A 22,901-nucleotide genomic window follows, 5' to 3' on the forward strand; every position below is an offset into this window, starting at 1 on the left:
TATTATAATTATACGTCATTGTTGCTATAAATCAAGCAAATTCGCATTTTATTACCAACCTGTTTTTGAATTACTCCGGCTAGCTAGTATCCATAATCCAGATAAGATCAACAGTAGCGCAATAAAATAAAAAGCAAAATTTCCTAATAAACTAAAAATAAGCAGAATTACTGATAACCAAGTAAGTGCAAATGAAGCAAAACCAACGTTGCGTGATACTGGTGAGGCTGCACATACATAATACTCATACATTCCTATAGAGACTCCCAAAATAAGCACAGGCCATAGATGTCCCATGAGCCACCATCCCCAAGTATTGCAAAGGAAGAATAATGCTCCATATACTGTAAGTATTCCAGCCGGAATCAATACAATAGCAGGTGCACTACGGCTAAAATACAGTAATTGTAATATAATACCTGGCAAAAGAATCGCCAGTGGCCAGAAAATGTGACCAATAAAACTGAATACGCCCAATTTGCCAAGTAGGATAATCAAACCTGCACATACAATAAACAGTCCGATTAACCCTTGATTACGATTGGTCATTCCAGCTTCCTCCTTCATCGATCTGTCCCTATTTATATCGGTTTTCATTTTGGCATCATGAAGATATAAAAGGTAATCTAATCTTCTTTAAAACCAATCTTCATTTATAGCAGTAGAAGCAAGCTGTAAAGGGCTTCCTGCTTCGATCGTTAACACTTCTGTTTGCTCTACAGCACGTTCAATCATCGGCTCCAGTTTCAAAAACGATTCTACTTTTTCAATAATTCTCAAATTAGGATTGGTTGTCGGTGATTTCGGGATAAATAGTGTACAGCAATCTTCATAAGGCAAAATCGATAAATCATATGTGCCGATTTCTTTGGCAATTTGAATAATCTCATCTTTACCTGTCATGACTAACGGGCGCAAAATCGGTAACTCTGTAGCTCGTTCGATAGCGTTCATACTGGATAATGTCTGACTGGCTACCTGACCCAAGCTTTCCCCGGTGATCAAAGCTAATCCTTTTTGCTGCTCAGCGATCTTAGTCGCAATCCGCAACATCGCCCGGCGCATCAATGTAATCATTAAATTATCTTGTCCTGTAGTCGTAAAAGCAGTCTGGATCTCTGTAAAAGGTACTACATGCAATTTGACGACTCCTGCATATCCTGCTAATACACGCGTAAGATCGACGACTTTTTCTTTAGCACGTTCACTGGTAAACGGGTAACTATGAAAATGAATACATTCCACTTCAAGTCCGCGGCGCATCGATTGCCATCCTGCGACAGGGCTATCGATCCCTCCAGAAAGAAGCAACATTGCTTTACCATTACTTCCGCGCGGGAATCCACCTACTGCTGGAATCAATTCACTATAAATATAAGCCGCTCCATCTCGAATCTCTACTCGTAATTCAATCTGTGGTTGTCTTACGTCAACTTTGAGTAATGGATATGCACGTAATACAGGTGAACCTACCAAATGATTCATTTCTTGCGATGAATGAGGAAACTCTTTCCAGACTCGCTTCACAGATACTTTGAATGTAGTAAGTTGGTCAATATGTTGCTCTCCGATTAATTCAATAGCAGCTGCAATAATGTCATCTAATTGAGGTAATGTCTGCTTGACTGGAATAATATCCATAATGCCAAATACATTTTTTAACACTTGAATTAACGCTTCTACCGATTCTCCACCTGTTTCCACATACATTCTACCGTACTCACGACGAACATGTGCTTTAGGGTAAGGACGTAAAACAGCACGTACATGTTCTGAAATTGTTTTCTCAAATCTGGATCTATTTTTACCTTTGAGTGTAATTTCACCTAATCTTAAAATCAAACGATCTATATTTTGCATACTTAACGGGTTCTCCTCTCCAATGGGCGAAGCTGTGTAACAGTCTGACGAAGTGCTGTGATTAAATGTTCAATATCTTGCTTTGTATGTTGATCGCCCAAGCTGATCCGTATTCCACTTGCAGCATGTTCTCGCGTGATCCCCATCGCTACTAATACACGACTTGGTTCAGCTTTACGGGAAGAACAAGCAGACTGTGTAGATACGATACAACCTTGCTGTTCTAGACTATGCAATATTACTTCCGATTTCATACCGGGATAATAGAAATGAATAATATGCGGTGATGCTATAGCAGGATTCGTTAACACTAATCCATCTATCGCTTGAATTTCTGTTTTTAACAATTGACTAAAAGCAGTTAGTCGTTCTGCTAGTGCATATTGTTCTGTTGCTGCTAGACGTAGCGCTTTGGTCATGCCTACGATACCGGCTACATTTTCTGTACCCGAGCGATAGCCATTTTCTTGTCCACCACCTGCCAGTAATGGAAAGAGTTCAGTGCCTTGTTTGATATATAATAATCCGGTTCCTTTGGGGCCTCTTATTTTGTGAGCAGATAAGCTATATAGATCGATATTCCATTTTGCTAATTCTATAGGCAATTTGCCGAATCCTTGTACACCATCGACATGCATCAGTGTACGAGGTTGTACTTTTTTCAGCCATTCTGATACTTGTTGCACAGGTTGAACAGCGCCTGTCTCATTATTCACATGCATCATACTGACTATAATCGTATCTGCTCGTAAAGCATTCTGAATATCTTCCAATAATACAATGCCGTCAGGTGCAGGATCGATATAACTAATTTCAAAGCCTATCTGCTCCAATTGACGACAACACTCATACACAGAAGGATGCTCAATACTCGTAGTAATAATATGTCCCTGTGTACGCCCGCCACGCATCGCTGCTCCTTTCAGAGCAAAGTTATTACTTTCTGTAGCGCCTGATGTCCAAATGATCTCGTTTGGTTTGACTCCAAGTAGTTGAGCAGTGACTTCTTTGGCATGTCGAACCAATCGGTCTGCTTCTTCTCCATATTGATGTAAAGAAGATGGATTGCCAAAATGCTTTTCCATAATCTCAGCCATCGATCTTATTACTTCAGGATAAGGAGGAGTCGTAGCGGCATAATCAAAATATTTCATCATTGGTTCCTCCCGTTCCTATACTATTGGCTTAATGTGTAGCTATCCAACTATCGTTCTATCAAAAAAAGATCAAAAAACGGAACCTACGCTCCGCTTTTTGATCTATCTCATATTGATATATCGTACTCATATATGATGATCAAATCTCTATATCGCTAAAACGTTCGTGTACTATTATACCATGTACTTAGGTACTATGAACGTTAATTATGATTATAATTCGTATTTGGCTTGAGCATTTTCAATCTTACCAATATAGCGCTGTGTTTCTTTTGGCAATTGGCTTAATTTCGCCATTAATTCTTCGTCATTTGAGATACCCAAACGTTGTAATCGACCTGGACCTGCATTGTATGCAGCAAGGGCTGTTTTCACATTACCATCATAACGCTTGATCTGATAAGACAAATATTTGGTACCGCCATCTATATTTTGCGCCGGATCAAAAGAGTTGCTTACTCCCAGACCAGCAGCTGTTCCATCCATTAATTGCATTAATCCTTTTGCTCCTGCGGAAGAACCTGCATTCGGATTAAAAGAAGATTCGGTATCAATAACAGCTTTGATCAATGATTCAGAGATACCGTATTTGTTACTAGCTGCACTGATTAAATCGTTATAAGCTGTTGGTTTACTCGCACCTGTACCTGTTGCTGCAATAGCAGAAGAAGGATCTGCTCCTCCAATACCTGCTGTGCCTGTAGATGGAAGTGGTGTATTCACTTTAGCCGTTGTTGTAGATGTACTAGGATCGACAGGAGCCAGTTGATCAAATTGATACCACGGATCACTTTGTCCTGCACCACTTGTTGCATACGTATTGCCTGTAACAGAACTTGAATCTACATCTCCGACACTTGCAGCAGAAGGCAACACACTGGCAAGACTCACTGGATTTATATTTGAACCTTTTGTTTCAGCCGTTGTTCCTATATTTTGTTGCAACATCATATCAAATAATTTGCTACTATCATCGGTATTGGCTGTCAATTGGTCTGCACTACCTACACCAGAAGTATTCAAATATTTTAGTTCTATTAACTGTTTTGCCACTTTTGCATCAATTTGCATTCTGCTCGTGACTCCCATCTATATAATGTATTCCATCGCCGTTATCTATATGCTATCTATACTATTGATTATAGTTGTAAAAGGACGCCTATTCTATAAGAAACAATACTCATAACTGCCTCTTCCTAGCAAAATAGGAACAATCTCCTTTTGTCTTGGTGATTATGGTCAGAACCTATCTCTAAATTAGTCTCTATAATACTTTTCGTCCAAAAAGCTATTTTTGTGAATAACAGCTTTATTAATTTTTTAAAATTAAAGTCTCATTAGATTTTTATCAAGTTCTACAATTATGTTTTTTAATTCTATTGTTAAGATATAAAATGTCGTTTTACTTTGCTTCATCATTTCCACCCTTTATATGTAATATTTTATATCATTTATCGTTATATTATATATGTACACAAATAAAAAGATGCCCTTCAAGGACATCTTTTTTTAGTATTTCGTATCTAATAAAAATTAAGCGTGACGTTGGTTCATACGACGTTGAGTTAAATAATCACTTTCGTAGTAAGCTAGATCATCGCGTAATTCTTCGTAAATTTTTGTGATTTCTAAAATAATGTCTCTAACCGGTTTGACAGGAGTCTGACGGAAACGAATCGCTTCCTGACCTGTATAAGCATAACGTCCATCTTCAGAGTAGCACTCATTTTTGGGATAAAAAAAGCTATTGATACAATGGTGATACGCATTATAAAGTGCTTTTTCTGCAAAATCCATATCGAAATTCGCACGACGGATCACTACACCTAATTTTTCGTAAGAAACTTCGGAAAACACAAGCAAATGACGTAAATCGGACAAAAATCCTTTGTAGAAAGCAACACTATCGACACCATTTTCAGCTGTCAATGCTTGTAAAGAGTATTCGTTTAAGAACTCTTCCATCTTCTCAATTGCTGGTTTCAATTTTTCCCTAGTGCTTTCACTTAACTTTTGGACATTCGCTGCTAACATGTCTGTAGCTCCCCCTTAAAATTGGTTCCTTAGAGACTGGGATGTGTCTTGAGAAAGACAACATTACCCTGATTTTTAATTACAATCCTACCACAAAAATAATGCTTATGGTATCTCTGATGTGTACAAAATCTTCTTAACTTCATTTTAACCACTTTTTAAATATTAAAAACGTTATCTTGTGAAACGGAATCTCATTAATATTCCCATCGATGAATGGTTTATTATCATATACATTACTTCGATTTTTACAAAGAAGCAAGTTTGTTACAAGTAAGCACCATTTGATCGCATCAAAAAGCGGCGTGCTCTCCAAAGATGGAAAGACACACCGCCTTCTTCCAGCGGATATACAACCGGTACAGAGTGTCTATCTCTCTATATCGGATTATGATAAATGCTTATGAATGGTATTCTGTCAGACATACAAAAAAAGTAGCGTTAGTGGGGAAAGCTTCTCGTAAGCCGGGTTCTGTGCCTTTTGTGGTTCAGACGGGAACTACCCTCCCACTTTAGGCGACAATCATCTATCTAGGCCAAACATTACTGTTTGGCTCCAGCGACCAACCTCGATACACCTCGGGCAAAGGCTGCTTTTCCGAAGAAAAGCTGTATCTCTTTAGGTCTTGCTCCAGATGGGGTTTACCAGGAACGAAGTCACCAGCGTTCCTCGGGGTCTCTTACACCCCGGTTCCATCCTTACCTGTGCATAATTTCCGAAGAAATCAGCCATCGGCGGTCCATTTCTGTGGCACTATCCTTCAACTCGCGCTGACTGGATGTTATCCAGCACCCTGCCCTGTGGAGCCCGGACTTTCCTCCCGTGACGATAAGTCACCGGCGATTGTCTGTTTAGCTTTCCGCGAACGCAACACTTCACATTATATAATTATTCTATAAGAGTGTAAAGCATACATTACACTTTTTAAAAGTTCTCATTACAAAAATGCAGATTTGATTGTATTCTCTAGCTATTTCGATGTATTTCGTACAGTACATGTTGTAAAGCATAAGATAATTAACATAAAGGGATACGGCTTCAAATCTTTAAATACAAAGATTGATATAGCTTTTGTACCCCATTACCTTTTATACAAACTGAAAAGGTTCGGTGTTGATGGTAGACGCATGTACTTTGGTATCGTACTTGTCTGCTTCCAAACGCTTACGTATAACGTCAGCCAGTCCTGACTTCATAATCTTCTCTGTATTATGCCCCGGATCAATAATCGCTATTCCAGCCATCAGTGCATCCTGAGCAGTATGATAATCGATATCTCCAGTAACAATCACATCTGCGCCTTTGAACAACGCTTGATTGACATAGCGACTACCTGATCCTCCAAGCACAGCTGCCTTTTTGATCGTGCGGTTAAGATCACCTGTGACACGTACAATCGGTACATCTAATCCTTGTTTGACTGTATCTACAAATTGAGCAAGACTCACTGGGGCATCTAATTTACCGACACGACCTAATCCATAGACTTTACCGCTATCTGCCAAAGGATATAGATCATATGCTACTTCGTCATATGGATGAGACTTAATCAGTGCTTGAACAATTTTATTCCGTAGACTGGAAGGAACAACTGTTTCTAATCGAACTTCAGAGACAGATTCTAATTTACCTGTAGTGCCTATGTAAGGCTCACTGCCTTCTTCTGGTTGAAAAGTACCTGTCCCTTCTGAAGTGAACGTGCAATGGCTGTAATCCCCAATATGACCGCCACCCGCAGCAGTTATTGCATTCCGTACCCCTTCTACATGAGAAGCTGGCACAAATGTCACTAATTTGAATAATGAATCAGTAGACGTCTGTTCGATAGGAACTGTATGACGAAGCCCTAGAGCATCAGCCATCCAATCATTGACTCCGCCTTCTGCAATATCCAGATTGGTATGACTAATATAGACAGCAATATCATGTTTGATAAGCTTTTCATATAATTTGCCCATCGGTGTACTGGTATTAATACTTTTGAGCGCACGGAAAATGATGGCATGATGCGCAATAATCAAATCTACATCAAGCGCAATCGCTTCATCCACGACTTCATCAGTCACATCAAGAGCAACCAGAATATTGCGAATATCTTTTTGAAGTGTTCCTAATTGCAGACCGATACGATCATCAGGAACAGCAATACTTTTAGGTGCAAATTGCTCCATATATTGAATTACAGTTTGTCCTTTTGCAAGCATAATAGAACCTCCTTCACCGTTTGCAGCTGTTGCCGAAACACAGCCGATTTAGCTTGTGCTTCTTCATTTTCAGATTTACCTGTTGAAGCAGCTACTTTTTCAAGCTTATGGATTTCTTGAGACCATTTATATTGAAAAATGGAAGACCCTTCTTGGATCAAATACGGTCCAAAACGCAACAAACTATCTCGATCCACATCATAACCATGTGCCTGATTGGTCTCACTAAGAGAAGTTAACGTTATGCCTTTATACAATTGTTGATTCAGTTCTACTGCATCAGGTAAACGATCTGCTGTCAAAATCTCATAAATACGTCCGTCTTCTTCTAAAATTTGCTCATGACTCAAATACCAATTATGTTCTAACAACCAGCGACGTACATTTTCTTCGCCAACATTAGGTTGAAGAATAAGGCGCTGTACTCCTTCTAACTTATCCAGTCCTTCAGATAAAATAGAGACGATCAATACACCACCCATACCGGCAATAGTCACTACATCTACTTCACCTGGCTGGATCACAGCAAGTCCATTGCCTAATCTTACATTGATCTTTTCTTTCAGCCCTGCTTCATTAACCTGACGCTGAGCCGCATCGCGAGGACCTACATTGACTTCCCCTGCGATTGCTTCGGTAATTATTCCTTTACGCATAGCAAAAACCGGCAAAAGGGCATGATCGGAACCAATATCCGCCAACCGGCTTCCTGTCGGAATTTGCTCTGCAATTTTTGTTAATCGTGTTGATAATTTCATGCAGCCACCCACGCTATCCATTTTTTTCGAAGTACAAATAAAATAATACATATTAAAGCTACTTTGACCATACAAAATAATGCAAAGGCTTCTGGCATCTGTCCACGCAGAAACACTTCATCAATTTCAGGCATAAACCAGACAGCCAGACTGGTTGTAAAATAAACAGCCGCCAATTTTTTGCCACGATGATGCACAAGCCAGCAAAACCACATTAATAACAAACTAATAGGTAACCACAGCCCTTGTAACATTAACCATGAAGCTACAGGTTTAACCTGAGCAAAGAAACCTGCGTACAGTAATACAAAAGCACCAAACCCTATATACAATAACACAGGGCTCGAAATAATATAACCGAGTATACACCAAATGAGCGCACAACCCAAAACTAACAGCGTTATAAATACACGTTCATCCATACCATGCTCACGAATTAAAAAGATGCCTAACCCTAGCATCAACAGACTACCTATCGCTAGTAAAAAGGCTGATGCCAGTGAATTGCGTGTGCGTAAACGAATTCCGCCAGTATAACATAAAGCAGTAAATAACGGGATACATACCAACTGCACTAAAAATGGAAACGTAGCAAAATACAGAATAGTTAAACAAATAAAACAGACTACAATAAATGTAAAAATCCATGTCCGAATATTTCCTTGTTTTAACGAGTTCATCGATAGTACTTTTTTGTCGCCACGTTCTTGATCCACATCATACAAATTCATTAAAAAATCGCAATAATGCCCTGGAAGTAAGCGATTTTCACGCCAGTATTCAATTTCATCTAAAATAACTTCCCGTTTCCCCCGATCCACGACTTTCCCACTCCCTATTCATCACTAGGCAATTGCTTGATCCACGCTCTGCCAGCCGATTGAAACCGTTTATTGGATACTTGTATACAGCTATATTTTTTTATTATAGCTTGTTCTGTTCTTCTATAGTTATATATCGCTTAATTGAAGCCAAAAGTAAACCCCTTACATCATACATATGTAAAAAAGAAAGCGTGCTACTATAAAAAAGAATGACACTATTATATAAAAAAAGAGACCTTACCGCTATAAGCAGAAGGTCTCTTACTATCATTCTATTCTAAGAAGTCTTTCAGACGTTTGCTACGGCTTGGATGACGAAGCTTACGAAGTGCTTTTGCTTCAATCTGACGAATCCGTTCACGCGTAACACCAAATACTTTACCTACTTCTTCAAGCGTTCTTGTACGTCCATCGTCTAGACCAAAACGTAGACGAAGAACATTTTCTTCACGCTCTGTTAAAGTATCCAATACATCTTCTAACTGTTCTTTTAACAATTCATAAGCAGCAGCATCTGCTGGAGCCAAAGCATCTTGGTCTTCAATAAAGTCTCCCAAGTGAGAATCATCTTCTTCACCGATAGGCGTCTCTAAAGAAACAGGTTCTTGAGCAATTTTCATAATCTCACGAACTTTTTCGACACTTAGTTCCATTTCAGCAGCGATTTCTTCCGGTGTAGGTTCGCGTCCTAATTCTTGTAGCAATTGACGGGATACCCGGATTAATTTGTTGATCGTTTCTACCATATGCACAGGAATACGAATCGTTCTTGCCTGATCGGCAATCGCGCGTGTAATCGCTTGACGAATCCACCATGTTGCATACGTACTGAATTTGTATCCTTTGGTATGATCGAACTTCTCAACTGCTTTGATCAGACCCATATTTCCTTCTTGGATCAAATCAAGGAACAGCATTCCACGTCCTACATAACGCTTAGCGATACTTACAACGAGACGTAAGTTAGCTTCAGCCAATCTACGTTTTGCTTCTTCATCGCCATCTTCAATACGTTTAGCCAATTCCACTTCATTATCTGCTGATAATAGAGGAACACGACCGATTTCTTTCAAATACATACGAACAGGATCATTAATCTTGATTCCTGGTGGAAGAGCAAGATCATCGTCGAAATTAAATTCGCTATCAGAACTTTCACGATCTGTATTCGAACGCATCGTAATTTCTTCGTCGCCTTCATTGACAACCTCGATGCCCATATCACCTAATTGTTCGTAAAACTCATCAATTTGCTCGGAATCCTGGTCAAATGGAGCCAGTCTTTCCATAATATCTTTGTAATTCAGAGAGGATCTTTTTTTGCCGACCTCTATTAGTTGTTCTTTTACCTGGTCTAATGTTAATTCAGTTTCTAATTCAGTATGCTGATCGTTCGCCATCTTTCGACTCCCTCCTCCCTAGAACTATCCGTACAAGACAATTACTGTCTTTCTAGGGCGATAATCTCACTTGCAATTTGTGCAGCACGTAAAAAATCACCTGATTTTTCAACGCGTAGCATTTCTTCTCTTTTTTGCTCTAATTGTTTCTGTTGTGGAAACTTTTTGATCTGTTGAATACAGTCTTGCAAAACCTGCGTACTGTCACCATGAGGTGTATCCATCATCAGGATTGAAGTCGCTGTTTTTTCTAACCGATCATCCTGAAGCGACGAAATAAATCGGCTTACATCGGGTGGCTTACCTTGTGCATAATAAGCATAAATATAGGAAGCAATCGCAGCATGATCAGCAATATTAAAAGCATCTCCCAAATGTTCTGATACATAAGTTGCTGCTTCAGCATCTTGTAGCATCATCGCAATCAGACGACGCTCTGCCGCATGATAAGCCGGTAACAGAGTAGGCGTGCCCTGAGCTTTTCTTGAGTTACCGCCTGTAGAACTACGATTTCCATTTTGTCCTTGCGGACGAGTCCTATTCAGGGTTTGGCGCATTAAGTTACAATCTTGCTTAAGACTTTCAAGCGATACGCCTACCTCGGTAGATAACTCTCTAAGGTATACTTCTCGCTCTGTCGGTGAAGAAAGCTGAGCAATCACTTTTAATGCTTCTTGAGCATAGGACGCTTTGCCATCTTCTTCTAACAAGTTGTAATTTCGTTTTACATAAATAAGCCTGAATTTGGTTGTCGACACCGCTCCATCAATCACTTGGCTTGCAAAACGTTCCGCCCCATATGTTTTGATATACTCATCTGGATCAAGCCCATTTTGCAATAAAGCGATCTTGACGCGCATGCCTGCTTCTTCCAAAATAGGAATACTTTTGAGTGCTGCTGCTTGCCCGGCATTATCACCGTCATAGCAAATCACTACTTCTTCTGTGAGTGTTCTCATCAACGAAGCATGATTTTCAGTAAGCGCTGTGCCCATTGTCGCTACACTATGTTGTACCCCCGCATCCCATGATGCAATCACATCACCGAAACCTTCCATCAATACCAGTTGCCCTTGCTTGCGAATAGCTGACTTGGCAAGATTGAGATTATAGAGAGTTCGACTTTTGTTAAATAAACGACTCTCCGGTGAATTGAGATACTTGGGTTGCCCTTCTCCCAAGATTCTACCTGCAAATGCAATAATCCTGCCACTGCGGTTCATAATTGGAAACATGACTCGCCCGCGAAACCGATCTACATATCCAGAGCCATCTTGTTTGGAAGAAAGCAACCCGCCTTTTTCCATTTCTTTGAGATCAAAAGAGCGCTTTTCAAAAAATTGAACTAACGTATCCCAACGATCAGGCGCATAGCCAATTTGAAATTGATCAATCAGCTTATCCCCGAATCCACGGGCACGTAAATATTCCATTGCTGGTTTGCCATGTTCCGTATTTTTCAAAAGGTAATGAAACAACTTCGCTGTCCATTCATGAGCTTGTAATAAACGCTCAAGTTCTTGATCACGAGGAGCCACGCCACCGCCTTTACCATCCTGGAAAGGAATATGTGACTCTTCTGCCATCAACTTCACAGCTTCTGGAAATGAAAGCCCGTCAATTTCCATTCTGAACTTGATCGCATTGCCACCTGCGCCACAACCATAACAATAAAAGATCTGTCGATCAGGTGTCACTGTAAACGAAGGCGTCTTTTCGGAATGAAATGGACAGAGGCCTTTCATATATTTCCCCTGTTTGGTCAAATGAACATATTTGCCTACCGTATCAACAATGTCATTGTGCTGAAGTACAGCTTCAATAACCTCGTCAGGAATACCACCATTATGTCCGGTGCTCATTGCTACCACCTTCATCTCTTTTCACACGATACATAATATTCGATAACTAGGAGTCGATCTCCTGCAAATTTGTTAAAAGTTTTGTTAATTGCATCTGAAAATTTTTCTTATCTTCTGTTGTTAAAGGCTTAGGACCCTTACCATACTTACCACTACGACGTGCTTTGGCTTGTGCATGACGACGTGCTAACAGAAATTCTATATTGTCTTTATCAAATTCCATTCCGCGAAAAGAAAGGATACGACATTGCTTGGCAAGCGCAATCGTCGCCAAACCATAATCTTGCGTAATCACAATATCTCCTGGACGTACATGATTCACAATATAGAGATCAGCACTCTGATCACTACGATCCACTTGCACCACAGATACGCCTTCTTCGGCATATATCTTATGATCAAAAGAAGACACCATCAATACAGGTGTATGAAACATTCGTGCAGTCTCAGCAATTTCTGCTTTGACAGGACAAGCATCTCCATCCACCACTATCGTACGCGGGTGGAATGGCTTGTTACTTTCCAATGTCCATCCCCCCTCTCATTGGGACTTCATGTGGAGCATACGTTCGTTTATAAAAGTAGAAAATACGGAACGACAAGACATAAATGCCGTCGTTCCGTATAGCTGTATTTAGTCGTTCATTTAAAGTTATATCCAGAATGCACGTTGTCTTTCTTTTATTTAACCAGCTTCGAGAAGTCTGCATAACTACGAATATCTTGATCTACTGCTGCTAATAAAGCAAGACGATTTTCTCGTACTGCTTCATCTTCAGCCATAACCATTACCTGATCAAAAAAGGCAGTGATTGCTGGACGTAAAGAAGATAATAACGCTAATGCTTCTGCTGTACGATTCGCTGTTAGCAGTGTACGATACTCTGTTGTTGCAGCTTGCCACGAAGCGTATAATTCACGTTCTGCTGGCTCTACAAACAATGCAGGTTGTACAGCAACACCAGAAGATTTAGCTGCAAGATTAGATACACGTCCAAAAGACTCGATCGTCAACTTGAAGTCTGGCGTATGTTGAACTACTTTCATTAAATCATGACCACGAGCAACAACAGAACCAATATGGTTAAATCCTGATGCGATCACTGCATCAACCACATCATAACGAAGATCTTCAGACAACAGTTTTTTTACACGAAGTCCGAAGAAGTCATATAGTTCTATACGTATTATATCGCAAGAACGTTTCATATTCCTTAAATTTTGATGAATATTTAACGCGATATCAAATAATTGCTCTAATGTTAGTGATAATTGGTGCTCAAGTAAGATTTGCACGATTCCTGCTGCTTGACGACGAAGTGCATATGGATCTTGTGAACCAGTAGGAATAATACCGATTGAGAAACAACCTACAATCGTATCTAGCTTATCGGCAATACTGACAAGTGCTCCGGTTAATGATGCTGGAGAAGCTTCGCCTGCAAAACGTGGTTGATAATGTTCAAAAATCGCGCGCGATACTTCTTCACTTTCCCCAGCTTTGCGTGCATAATCTTCACCCATAACCCCTTGCAATTCAGGGAATTCATAGACCATTTGAGTAACCAGATCGAATTTACAAATATCTGCTGCCCGGCTAACAGCTATTGCTTGCTCAGGCGTCACATGAAGTTGTAGCGCTAATTGATCTGCAATTTGACGAATGCGACGTACTTTATCGCCTACTGTTCCGATCTCTTCATGGAACACAATATTTTCTAACTTGGCAAGTGCTGTATCGATCTGTAACTTCTGATCTTCTTCATAAAAGAATTTGGCATCAGACAGACGAGCACGTAGTACTTTTTCATTTCCTTTAGCGATAATGTCTAGAGAGCGATTATCACCACTACGTACAGTCACAAAATAAGGTAACAATTGACCTGCTTCATCCAGCACAGGGAAATAACGTTGGTGTTCACGCATCGAAGTAATCAATACTTCTTGCGGAATATTCAAAAATGCAGGATCAAATGATCCGTACAATACAGTTGGTGTTTCTACAAGGAAAAGAACTTCTTCTAGCAAATCTTCTTTGACATCGATATGCCAATTTTTTTCACTGGCTAAATGAGCGATCTGTGCACTAATCATCGCTTCACGTTCTTCGATATCAGCAATAACATGTTGCTGGCGAAGAGCTTCCAAGTATAACGTCGGCTCAGCAATTTCAGTCTCGCTACCTAAGAAACGGTGACCACGTGTGATGCGTCCTGTGTGTACACCTGTAATTTCAAAGTCAATGATATCATGTCCCCATAGTGCAACGATCCATTTAATCGGACGTACAAATTTGAAATCATGAGTACCCCAACGCATATTTTTAGGGAAAGTCATCGTTGTAATAATATTGCGTAACGCTTCAGCTACAATACTTTCTGTGCTGATACCGATACTGCTTTTTTGAGCATAAATATATTCAACACCACTTAATTCACGGAAGGTGAATGTTTCTGGATCTACGCCTTGACTACGTGCAAATCCAAGCGCTGCTTTACTCCAAGCGCCTGTCTCATCTTGAGCAATTTTGCGAGAAGGGCCTTTCACTTCTTCGTTGATATCTTCTTGCTTTTCAGCGACATCTTTGATCCAGACTGCAAGGCGACGCGGTGTTGCAAATGCTTTGGCTTCTCCATGAGTCAATCTGGAATCGTCCAACCATTTTACTGTTTTGTCCAACAACTGATTCATCGCTGCACGTAAAAAGCGTGCCGGTACTTCTTCTAGTCCAATCTCAAGCAATATGTCTTTTGCCATGATTATGCATCTCCTTTCTTCAACATTGGGAAGCCTAACTTCTCACGCTCTTCTAGATACGTCGCTGCGACTTGACGTGCCAGGTTACGAACACGAGTCAGATATCCAGTACGTTCGGTTACACTGATCGCTCCGCGAGCATCTAATAAGTTGAATGTATGGGAACATTTCAATACATAGTCATAAGCAGGGAATACTAAATTCTGATCCATTGCACGCTTCGCTTCTTGCTCATACGTACTGAACAGATTAAGCAACATCGCTACATCAGATACTTCAAACGTATACGTAGAATGTTCTACTTCAGGTTGATGGAATACATCACCATACGTAATGCCATTTACCCATTCAAGATCAAATACATTTTCTTTATCTTGAATATACGAAGCCAGACGCTCCATACCATAAGTGATTTCGACAGCAACTGGATTTGTTTCAATACCACCAACTTGTTGGAAATACGTAAATTGAGTAATTTCCATACCATCTAGCCATACTTCCCAACCTAGACCTGCACAGCCTAGTGATGGATTTTCCCAGTTATCTTCTACAAAACGGATATCATGGTCTAACGGATTGATGCCTAATTCTTTGAGGCTATCCAGATACAATTCTTGAATATTATCCGGTGAAGGCTTGATAATCACTTGGAATTGATGATGCTGGTATAAACGGTTAGGGTTCTCACCGTAACGACCATCTGAAGGACGACGGGAAGGTTCTACATACGCTACATTCCACGGCTCAGGACCGATTGAACGTAGGAATGTCATCGGATTCATTGTTCCTGCACCTTTTTCAGTATCATAAGGCTGTACAATAATACAGTTCTGGGCTGCCCAGAAATTTTGCAGTGTCAAAATCATTTGCTGGAAATTCATTGACATTACTCCTTTATCTTCATAGTTAATTAATCGTTCCGCTGAATATGTATAATCTGCATCGCACGCAAAAAACTCCCGTTCCTACGCCTGATGTACAGACATAGGGACGAGAGTTGTATTCCCGCGGTTCCACCCTATTTGAAGACATTTGCATGCCATCCACTTTTCTATTCAGCTCATATGCTCGCGGATGCCATTGGGCACATGCTCGTCATCAGGCTCACACCATCCCTGACTCGCTATCTAAAGACGATTATCATCTGCTTACTAATCCGGTCAACGCATCATGCGTGTCGATAAGACACAAGTTATAACCTAGATCATATCTGACTTTACCCTATTCGTCAACATGGTTTTGAAGTGAAGTTTCATACTTATCCAATTGATCCAGAAAGCGACGAGATTTTAATTTGAGCCCTAATTGGACTTCCATAAAAGCATCCATAATCTTTTTCAATTCTGCTTTGGTTGAATCTTTGACATCAATATTGCCTAGACGACGAATATCTAATCTTGAAAATAAACGCAGTAATTTGAGTGTTCCTGGCGAGATAGCAAACGCAGCTGGATCTTGACGACGTTCACGCTCTGACAGTATACCGCCCAAGCCCGGACTTAGAAAAAACTTGCCTTCTGTTTCGCCTGAAAAAATACAAGCATCCACTTGAGGTGCATACCCAGTCGCTTGCAGAATTTTCATTTCAAAAAGAGTCGTTAGTACAACAGGATCTCTACCTTCCCCTAGAAAAGAAAGAAATGCTTTGAGCTGATCAAACCAAAAACGCCCTGTTTCATTTTCTTGCAGTGCTTTGTCGACCATCTCACATCCATATGCCGCATAAGCTGCTAAAAATACATCTTCACGTAACTTATGATTGGATTCGATAATCTCACCTTGATTCAGAGTACCCAGACCTGTTCCATTGCGAATAAAGGAATATTCACCATACGTAAACGGTTGTATCATTGCACCATGACGGCTTTTGGGCTTTTTGGCTCCCCGTACAAAAATACCAATCTTGCCATGTGTCTCTGTACACAAAGTAACAATTTTATTCCCTTCGCCATAATCCATGCTGCGGATGATAATCCCTTCCACCCTGTATAGCATGTCTCATCTCCCTATCTGATTATGAATATATTCCACTCCGAATTTAAAAGAAGCAGAGCATTAATTTCTATGCTCTGCTATCGTTGATCTGAATTACTGTTATCTTTATTTATTAAACATATTTACTTGCTTATTAAGCATTACGATGGAAACCAAGATCTTTCAATACGCTATCTTGATTACGCCAATCTTTTTTCACTTTTACCCATAGTTCTAAGAAGATCTTCGAACCGAGCAAATTTTGAATATCCATACGTGCTTGTCTACCAACTTCTTTCAATAATGCTCCTTGTTTACCGATAACGATTCCTTTTTGAGAATCACGTTCGACAAAGATCACTGCTGAAATATTTACTACACCGTTAGGTTCTACACTCATCGCTTCAATCGTTACAGCAATAGAGTGAGGAATTTCTTCGCGTGTTTGATTTAGAATTTTCTCACGAATCAATTCAGCACATACAAATTGCTCTGGATGATCTGTGATTTGATCGTCTGGATAGTATTGTGGCCCTTCTGGTAAATACTTACCAATTTGCTCCATCAATGTATCTACATTATTGCCTAGCTTAGCAGAGATCGGAATAATTTCAGCAAATTCATGCAGTTTGCGATATTGGTCTATAATCGGCAACAACTGCTCTGGAACGACCTGATCAATTTTGTTGATTACTAGAAAAACAGGTGTTTTTACTTTTTTGAGATGCTCAATAATAAAGCGATCTCCGCCACCTAATCCTTCTGCTGCATCCACTAGAAAAAGAACAGCTTCGACTTCACTTAATGTGTTCAACGCCGTCTGGTTCATAAAGTCACCTAATTTAGACTGACGCTTATGCACCCCTGGTGTATCCAAAAATACGATTTGCTTATCGTCTCTTGTAAATACGCCATGAATCTTGTTACGTGTAGTCTGTGGTTTGTCAGACATAATCGCTATCTTTTGTCCAATAACCTGATTCATTAACGTGGATTTCCCTACATTTGGTCTGCCGACAATCGCAACAAAACCTGATTTAAAATTCTTTTTCGACATATCATTCTCCGTTCCAAGAGTTACTATTCTGTATAACTCCTGTTCATATTTGTACTGCTTTTGGTCATACAAGTCTGTGTATATAAAGTTCTCAACGATTCCGCTTATTTATTTTAAATTCCACGGTCCAAACGCATGTGGCAACAACTCGGAAATAGTGGTCATCCGCGTATCGCCCTTCATATTTCCAAGCAATATCGGCATATCAGGATGACACAATTCTACCATCACCTGACGGCACACACCACAAGGAGCAATCGGTTCATCGGTATCTCCAACTACAGCCATCATTTGAAAAGAACCAGGTTGTTGTCCTTGAGCAATCGCACTGAACATTGCTGTACGTTCTGCACAATTACAAGGAGTATACCCTGCATTTTCAATATTACAACCGTGATGCACTTGTCCATTACGATCAAGCAATGCTGCACCGACAGCAAAGTTAGAGTAAGGTACATATGCTTTAGCGCGAGCAAGAATAGCTTCTTGTAATAATTGTGACGATTCCATTGTAATCCCCCTGAACATGTATCGTATTGATCGTTTCCATACACTGCCTATTCTTATATATTACACGATTTAGACGGTTACGCCCACTAATCTATACCGCATTCTATTATTCTTTGTGTAAAAAACGATAAAATCCCCTCCTGACTCTCCCATTCAAGTCATTAGAGGGGATTTTAGTGCTTTGTATAATCGTTCACTTTATAAACCACGATACAATCGGTTCTGCAAACACGATGATACCAATAACAATGGCAACAATAGATGAAATAAGAACGGCTCCTGCTGCGGCGTCTTTTGCTTTTTTGGCAAAAGGATGCCAATCAGGAGAGCTTAGGTCTACAGCAGCTTCAACACCGGTATTCATCAATTCCGCTCCGAGCACCATACCTATCGCTAGCGTTAGCAGCATCCAATCTACAGCAGATACATGACAGATGATTCCGGCGATAATGATAATACATGTAATCAATACATGAATACGAAAATTACGTTCTGTCCGAAAAGTGTCTGCAATTCCTTCTGCCGCAGAAAAAAATACGGCTCTCCACGTTCTTTTTTTCATCAGCGTGTCAATCCCGCTTGTTGTAATACCGCTTCTTGTTTACCCATCATTTCTGCTTCGGTTTCATCATCTTGATGATCATATCCTAATAAATGCAGAAATCCATGGACAAATAAAAAACCAAGTTCTCGTTCCACCGAATGCCCGTAATCTTCGCTCTGAGCAATCGCACGTGGAACTGAAATAATAATATCGCCTAGCATATCGCCTGGAAGTGGTGTGTCTTGTCCAGTCAATGCAGGATCATAGACAATATCTAATTCATCATCAAGCGATTCATGCATGGCAAAAGATAACACATCTGTTGGACGATCGATACCACGATACTCTTTATTCAGCTCATGAATCGCTTCATCATCCACAAAAGTAAGAGCGACTTCACCATCATTCACTTGTTCTTGTTCTCCTGCTTTTTGCAGAATCAGTTCAAGTGTAGTGATTAGCTCATCTGTAATCTCATATTTATTTTGTTCATTTTCCCATGCAAGCTGTAAACTCATGCTTTATTCTCCTTCTGATCCGGCTTCTTGATGTCTTCCGGATATTCAATACGAGAGTGGAATATACCCATGACCGCTTCTTTAAGCGTTCTGGCAACCACATCTAGTTCTTTCATCGTTAGGTCACATTCGTTGAATTGATTATCATCGACACGACCTTTGATAATTTTCTCAATCATCGTCTCGACTTGCTCTACTGTAGGTTTGCTAAGTGAACGTACAGCGGCTTCTACACTATCTGCAATACCCACTACAGCAGCTTCTTTTGTCTGAGCTTTGGGCCCTGGATAACGGAAATCATTTTCAGTGAAATCAGGTTCGATCTCTTGTTCTTCCGCTAGCTTCAAAGCTTTGTGATAAAAGTAATGCAAAAACGTTGTTCCATGATGCTGTTCTGCAATATCACGAATCGGTTTGGGCAATTTATATTCTTTTTGCATTTCTACGCCATCACGAGCATGTGCAATAATAATCGATTTACTTAGCTTAGGATCTATACTATCATGCGGATTGCCAATATTGTTCTGATTTTCGATAAAATAACCAGGACGCTTGGTCTTTCCAATATCATGATAATACGAACCTACCCGACATAACAATCCATCTGCGCCAATCGCTTCAGCGGCGGCTTCAGACAGATTACCTACCATTACGCTATGGTGATAAGTTCCCGGAGTCTCAATTAATAATTTACGCAATAATGGATGATTAGGGTTCGATAATTCTACCAATTTGAGAGCAGACAAAATTCCAAATGTCGTCTCAAAAAATGGCATTAATCCAAGTACCAGTACAGTGGTAATTAGTCCCCCAATACAAGCAAAACCAACAGCGTACATCATCGACATACGTGTCCATTCTCCATCATTGAGCAGTACTAAAGTTAACACTGCAATCGCCCCAAAAAAGCAACTCATAATTCCAGCTTTGAGAATAGTCGAGCGCTGGCTGGCGCGATGAATACATTGAATTGCTGTAAACGAAACAACCAGTGTGAAAAAGCCAAACTGATAATCAAATAATTCATGTTGACTCATATTCAAAATAATACTTGCCAAAATACTCATAATAATCGATGAAATATAAGCAAGCTGAATATCAAGCAACAATGTAATCAGCATCACAACAATCGCTGCCGGTACAAGGAATCCAAAGTACGGTGAATTACCAATCTGCAAAATACGTACCAGATGGAGACAGATCACACCGATAACGAAAATAACAATCAACATCAATAATTGCGAATTGTTATAACTTCTACCTTGATGAATAGACTGACGCAGATACATGTACAGCCCTAAAGTGATCAAAAAGGCAAATAGCACTAATCCCAGTTGAGGCCAATAATTTACATCGTTTTTGAGCAGATCATTTTCATCCAATAAGGTATACATTTCCTGCGTGATTTTCTCACCTTTTGGAACAAGTACTTCACCTTGCTGAATATAAACTGTTGGTGTGTTCTCACGAGCTTCTACTTTCGCCGCTCGGGTCGCTTCTTCATCGTAGAACTTATTAGCGGTTAAGGTAGCTCGAACAAGCTCCTGTACCACCTCACGAGCTGTACGGCTATTCAGTGAGCTGGTACTAACCAATTCAGCTACTTTGGCACGTGCAGACTGTGCATCTGTAATCTGATCGCTCATTAAGCGAGACATAATCGATGTTGCCACTTGACGCATATCTTGTATTTCATCTGTAGATAAACGCGGAATTTTGAGAAACGTTTCTTCAGGAATACTGTACGTTTGCTCACCGATCGTTTTTTGCATTTCATCTAACATTTTGTCTGAATATTTTCCTGCTTCACGGTTATTGCGAATAAAGTTAGCGATAGAGTTTTGCGCACGTTGCGGAATTTCTTCGCTATAAATCTGTGCTTTATCTGCATTGGTAATCTGATCATCTTGATTCAGAGACTCAATTCGATCTAACATTTGCGAAATAACCGTTTCTCTACGCATAGATACAATCGCGTATACGGATTCTACTTGTTCAGCAGCAGCTTCTTGCGCTTGGAGCGTAGATTTGTTATTCGGAATCTGCATCGGAGCGATAATATCGCTATCGCTAACCGTACCGACCTGAATATCAAAACGCTGTGGAAGCAGGTTAGGCGCCAGACTAACGTAAAGCACCACAAATAGCAGTACAAACATGGCGTAACGTGTCATCCGGCTATTTTTCCAACCCGCTATCATAGAATCAAGTAAATTACGTGTAGACGGTTTTTTGGAAGTCATACATACAGCCCTCTCACTTCTGAATATTCAAAATGTGCGGTTTCTGTTTTCTCCGCTGACCGCCGACTACTCCAGATTTTCTGAAGCTTTATCATAAGCGACAATAATTTTTTGTACTAATGAATGACGAACTACATCTTGTTGTTGAAAAATCACAAATCCGATTTCTTTGATTCCATCCAAAATCATTCGAGCTTCTACCAACCCTGACTTTTTACCACGTGGTAAATCGATCTGGGTCACGTCGCCTGTAATAACCATTTTGGAACCAAATCCTAAACGAGTTAAAAACATTTTCATTTGTTCTGCTGTACTGTTTTGCGCTTCATCTAGAATAATAAAAGCATCATCCAGTGTACGTCCACGCATATAAGCAAGCGGAGCGATTTCAATCAAGCCACGCTCTAATGCTTTGGCGGTCTGTTCTGGCCCCATAACGTCGTAAAGAGCATCATATAACGGGCGCAAATACGGATCGACTTTCTCCTGCAAATCGCCTGGTAAAAAACCTAAGCTTTCGCCTGCTTCAACAGCTGGTCGAGTCAAAATAATTCGTTTGACTTTGCCCTCTTTGAGCGCAGCCACAGCGAGTACAACTGCTAAATACGTTTTACCTGTACCTGCGGGACCAATCCCAAAAACAATATCTAATTTTTTGATCGTAGATACATAGTGCTTCTGACCGATCGTTTTGACACGAATCGGTTTACCACGATACGTCTGGGTAATTTCACCTTTATATAAGTCAAGCAGTTGGTCTGCTCTGAGCTCTTTGGCAAGTTCTATTGCATACAAAATATCACGCTCTGTAAGTACATATCCTTTACGAACCAGTTCTAATAATACTTCAAAAAGCTGAGTCATTTGCTCTACTGCTTGTGCAGGACCATGAATCGAAATCTCTGCTTCACGGCTACCAATTTTGGCTTCCGTATCGCGTTCAATTAATTTTAAGAAGCTGTCCTGTGGTCCGAACAGGGACAATCCTTCTTCTGCATTTAGCAGGGGAATTCTGGTGCTTTGCGTTTGCTCTAACAAATAGCCTCAATCTCCTCATTTATAAAATAATATAAAACTGCTTTTGTGCACGTATACTACAAAACTTGGGTACAATCTCTTTACCCTAAACTTTACCATTGTATGGTTTGTCATGCAAAATTTTTTGCACATTATCTATCATTACCATACATCAATCAAA

Annotated in this window: 20 protein-coding genes and 1 other RNA gene; all 21 read right to left on the minus strand. The window is 40.1% G+C overall.

Annotation, left to right across the window (positions count from 1 at the left end; translation table 11 throughout):
• Positions 1-51: 51 nt before the first annotated feature.
• The 21 genes from QE450_RS12560 to QE450_RS12660 all read right to left on the minus strand — a co-directional run bounded on the left by QE450_RS12560 (position 52) and on the right by QE450_RS12660 (position 22,741).
• Entirely contained in the window at positions 52-549 is a 498-nt protein-coding gene (locus QE450_RS12560) for a hypothetical protein (RefSeq protein ID WP_307299575.1), read from the minus strand.
• Between the two features lie 87 nt (positions 550-636).
• A complete protein-coding gene (gene thiI / locus QE450_RS12565; protein WP_307299576.1) occupies positions 637-1,860 on the minus strand; it encodes a tRNA uracil 4-sulfurtransferase ThiI in 1,224 nt (407 codons plus the stop codon).
• Positions 1,861-1,862: 2 nt separating this feature from the next.
• Positions 1,863-3,014, minus strand: coding sequence for a cysteine desulfurase family protein (locus QE450_RS12570; protein ID WP_307302697.1), 1,152 nt, complete (start codon positions 3,012-3,014; stop codon positions 1,863-1,865).
• 216 nt (positions 3,015-3,230) lie between these two features.
• Positions 3,231-4,088: a lytic transglycosylase domain-containing protein gene (locus QE450_RS12575; RefSeq protein ID WP_307299577.1), complete on the minus strand. Its 858-nt coding sequence runs from the start codon at positions 4,086-4,088 to the stop codon at positions 3,231-3,233.
• Positions 4,089-4,550: 462 nt separating this feature from the next.
• Entirely contained in the window at positions 4,551-5,051 is a 501-nt protein-coding gene (locus tag QE450_RS12580; RefSeq protein ID WP_204823249.1) for a YpuI family protein, read from the minus strand.
• 446 nt (positions 5,052-5,497) lie between these two features.
• Positions 5,498-5,911, minus strand: an RNA gene (rnpB, locus tag QE450_RS12585) — RNase P RNA component class A.
• Between the two features lie 229 nt (positions 5,912-6,140).
• On the minus strand, positions 6,141-7,256 hold the full coding sequence (locus tag QE450_RS12590; protein WP_307299579.1) for a Nif3-like dinuclear metal center hexameric protein: 1,116 nt from the start codon (positions 7,254-7,256) through the stop codon (positions 6,141-6,143).
• The gene (locus QE450_RS12595) at positions 7,232-8,014 is read right to left on the minus strand and encodes a tRNA (adenine(22)-N(1))-methyltransferase (protein ID WP_307299581.1); all 783 of its coding nucleotides are present in this window, start codon (positions 8,012-8,014) and stop codon (positions 7,232-7,234) included. Before QE450_RS12595 ends, QE450_RS12590 begins: the two co-directional genes overlap by 25 nt.
• On the minus strand, positions 8,011-8,835 hold the full coding sequence (locus QE450_RS12600; protein ID WP_273613106.1) for a hypothetical protein: 825 nt from the start codon (positions 8,833-8,835) through the stop codon (positions 8,011-8,013). The genes QE450_RS12595 and QE450_RS12600 overlap by 4 nt, the downstream gene beginning before the upstream one ends.
• Before the next feature lie 275 nt (positions 8,836-9,110).
• Positions 9,111-10,238: an RNA polymerase sigma factor RpoD gene (gene rpoD, locus QE450_RS12605; protein ID WP_204823245.1), complete on the minus strand. Its 1,128-nt coding sequence runs from the start codon at positions 10,236-10,238 to the stop codon at positions 9,111-9,113.
• A gap of 41 nt (positions 10,239-10,279) precedes the next feature.
• Positions 10,280-12,100, minus strand: coding sequence for a DNA primase (dnaG, locus tag QE450_RS12610; protein WP_273613107.1), 1,821 nt, complete (start codon positions 12,098-12,100; stop codon positions 10,280-10,282).
• Between the two features lie 46 nt (positions 12,101-12,146).
• Positions 12,147-12,626: a YaiI/YqxD family protein gene (locus tag QE450_RS12615; protein ID WP_273613108.1), complete on the minus strand. Its 480-nt coding sequence runs from the start codon at positions 12,624-12,626 to the stop codon at positions 12,147-12,149.
• A 155-nt stretch (positions 12,627-12,781) separates the two neighbouring features.
• Positions 12,782-14,857, minus strand: coding sequence for a glycine--tRNA ligase subunit beta (gene glyS, locus QE450_RS12620; protein WP_307299583.1), 2,076 nt, complete (start codon positions 14,855-14,857; stop codon positions 12,782-12,784).
• Positions 14,858-14,859: 2 nt separating this feature from the next.
• On the minus strand, positions 14,860-15,738 hold the full coding sequence (gene glyQ, locus QE450_RS12625; RefSeq protein ID WP_069329826.1) for a glycine--tRNA ligase subunit alpha: 879 nt from the start codon (positions 15,736-15,738) through the stop codon (positions 14,860-14,862).
• Between the two features lie 340 nt (positions 15,739-16,078).
• Positions 16,079-16,852, minus strand: coding sequence for a DNA repair protein RecO (recO, locus tag QE450_RS12630; RefSeq protein ID WP_273613110.1), 774 nt, complete (start codon positions 16,850-16,852; stop codon positions 16,079-16,081).
• Between the two features lie 133 nt (positions 16,853-16,985).
• The gene (gene era, locus QE450_RS12635) at positions 16,986-17,888 is read right to left on the minus strand and encodes a GTPase Era (protein ID WP_204823240.1); all 903 of its coding nucleotides are present in this window, start codon (positions 17,886-17,888) and stop codon (positions 16,986-16,988) included.
• Positions 17,889-17,996: 108 nt separating this feature from the next.
• Entirely contained in the window at positions 17,997-18,398 is a 402-nt protein-coding gene (gene cdd / locus QE450_RS12640) for a cytidine deaminase (protein WP_273613111.1), read from the minus strand.
• A gap of 193 nt (positions 18,399-18,591) precedes the next feature.
• Positions 18,592-18,960 (minus strand): diacylglycerol kinase family protein, encoded by a 369-nt coding sequence (locus tag QE450_RS12645; RefSeq protein WP_273613112.1) that lies wholly within the window; start codon positions 18,958-18,960, stop codon positions 18,592-18,594.
• Positions 18,960-19,460, minus strand: a complete 501-nt coding sequence (gene ybeY, locus QE450_RS12650; RefSeq protein ID WP_204823237.1) for an rRNA maturation RNase YbeY — start codon at positions 19,458-19,460, stop codon at positions 18,960-18,962. The genes QE450_RS12645 and ybeY overlap by 1 nt, the downstream gene beginning before the upstream one ends.
• A complete protein-coding gene (locus QE450_RS12655) occupies positions 19,457-21,703 on the minus strand; it encodes an HD family phosphohydrolase (protein ID WP_273613113.1) in 2,247 nt (748 codons plus the stop codon). Before QE450_RS12655 ends, ybeY begins: the two co-directional genes overlap by 4 nt.
• A 66-nt stretch (positions 21,704-21,769) precedes the next feature.
• Positions 21,770-22,741 carry a PhoH family protein gene (locus QE450_RS12660; RefSeq protein WP_301263731.1) on the minus strand — a complete coding sequence of 324 codons (972 nt, stop codon included), beginning with the start codon at positions 22,739-22,741 and terminating at the stop codon, positions 21,770-21,772.
• Between the last annotated feature and the right edge of the window lie 160 nt (positions 22,742-22,901).

Origin of the sequence: Paenibacillus sp. SORGH_AS_0306 (assembly GCF_030819345.1) — a bacterium.
In the GTDB taxonomy this organism is placed as follows: Bacteria; Bacillota; Bacilli; order Paenibacillales; family Paenibacillaceae; genus Saccharibacillus; species Saccharibacillus kyungheensis.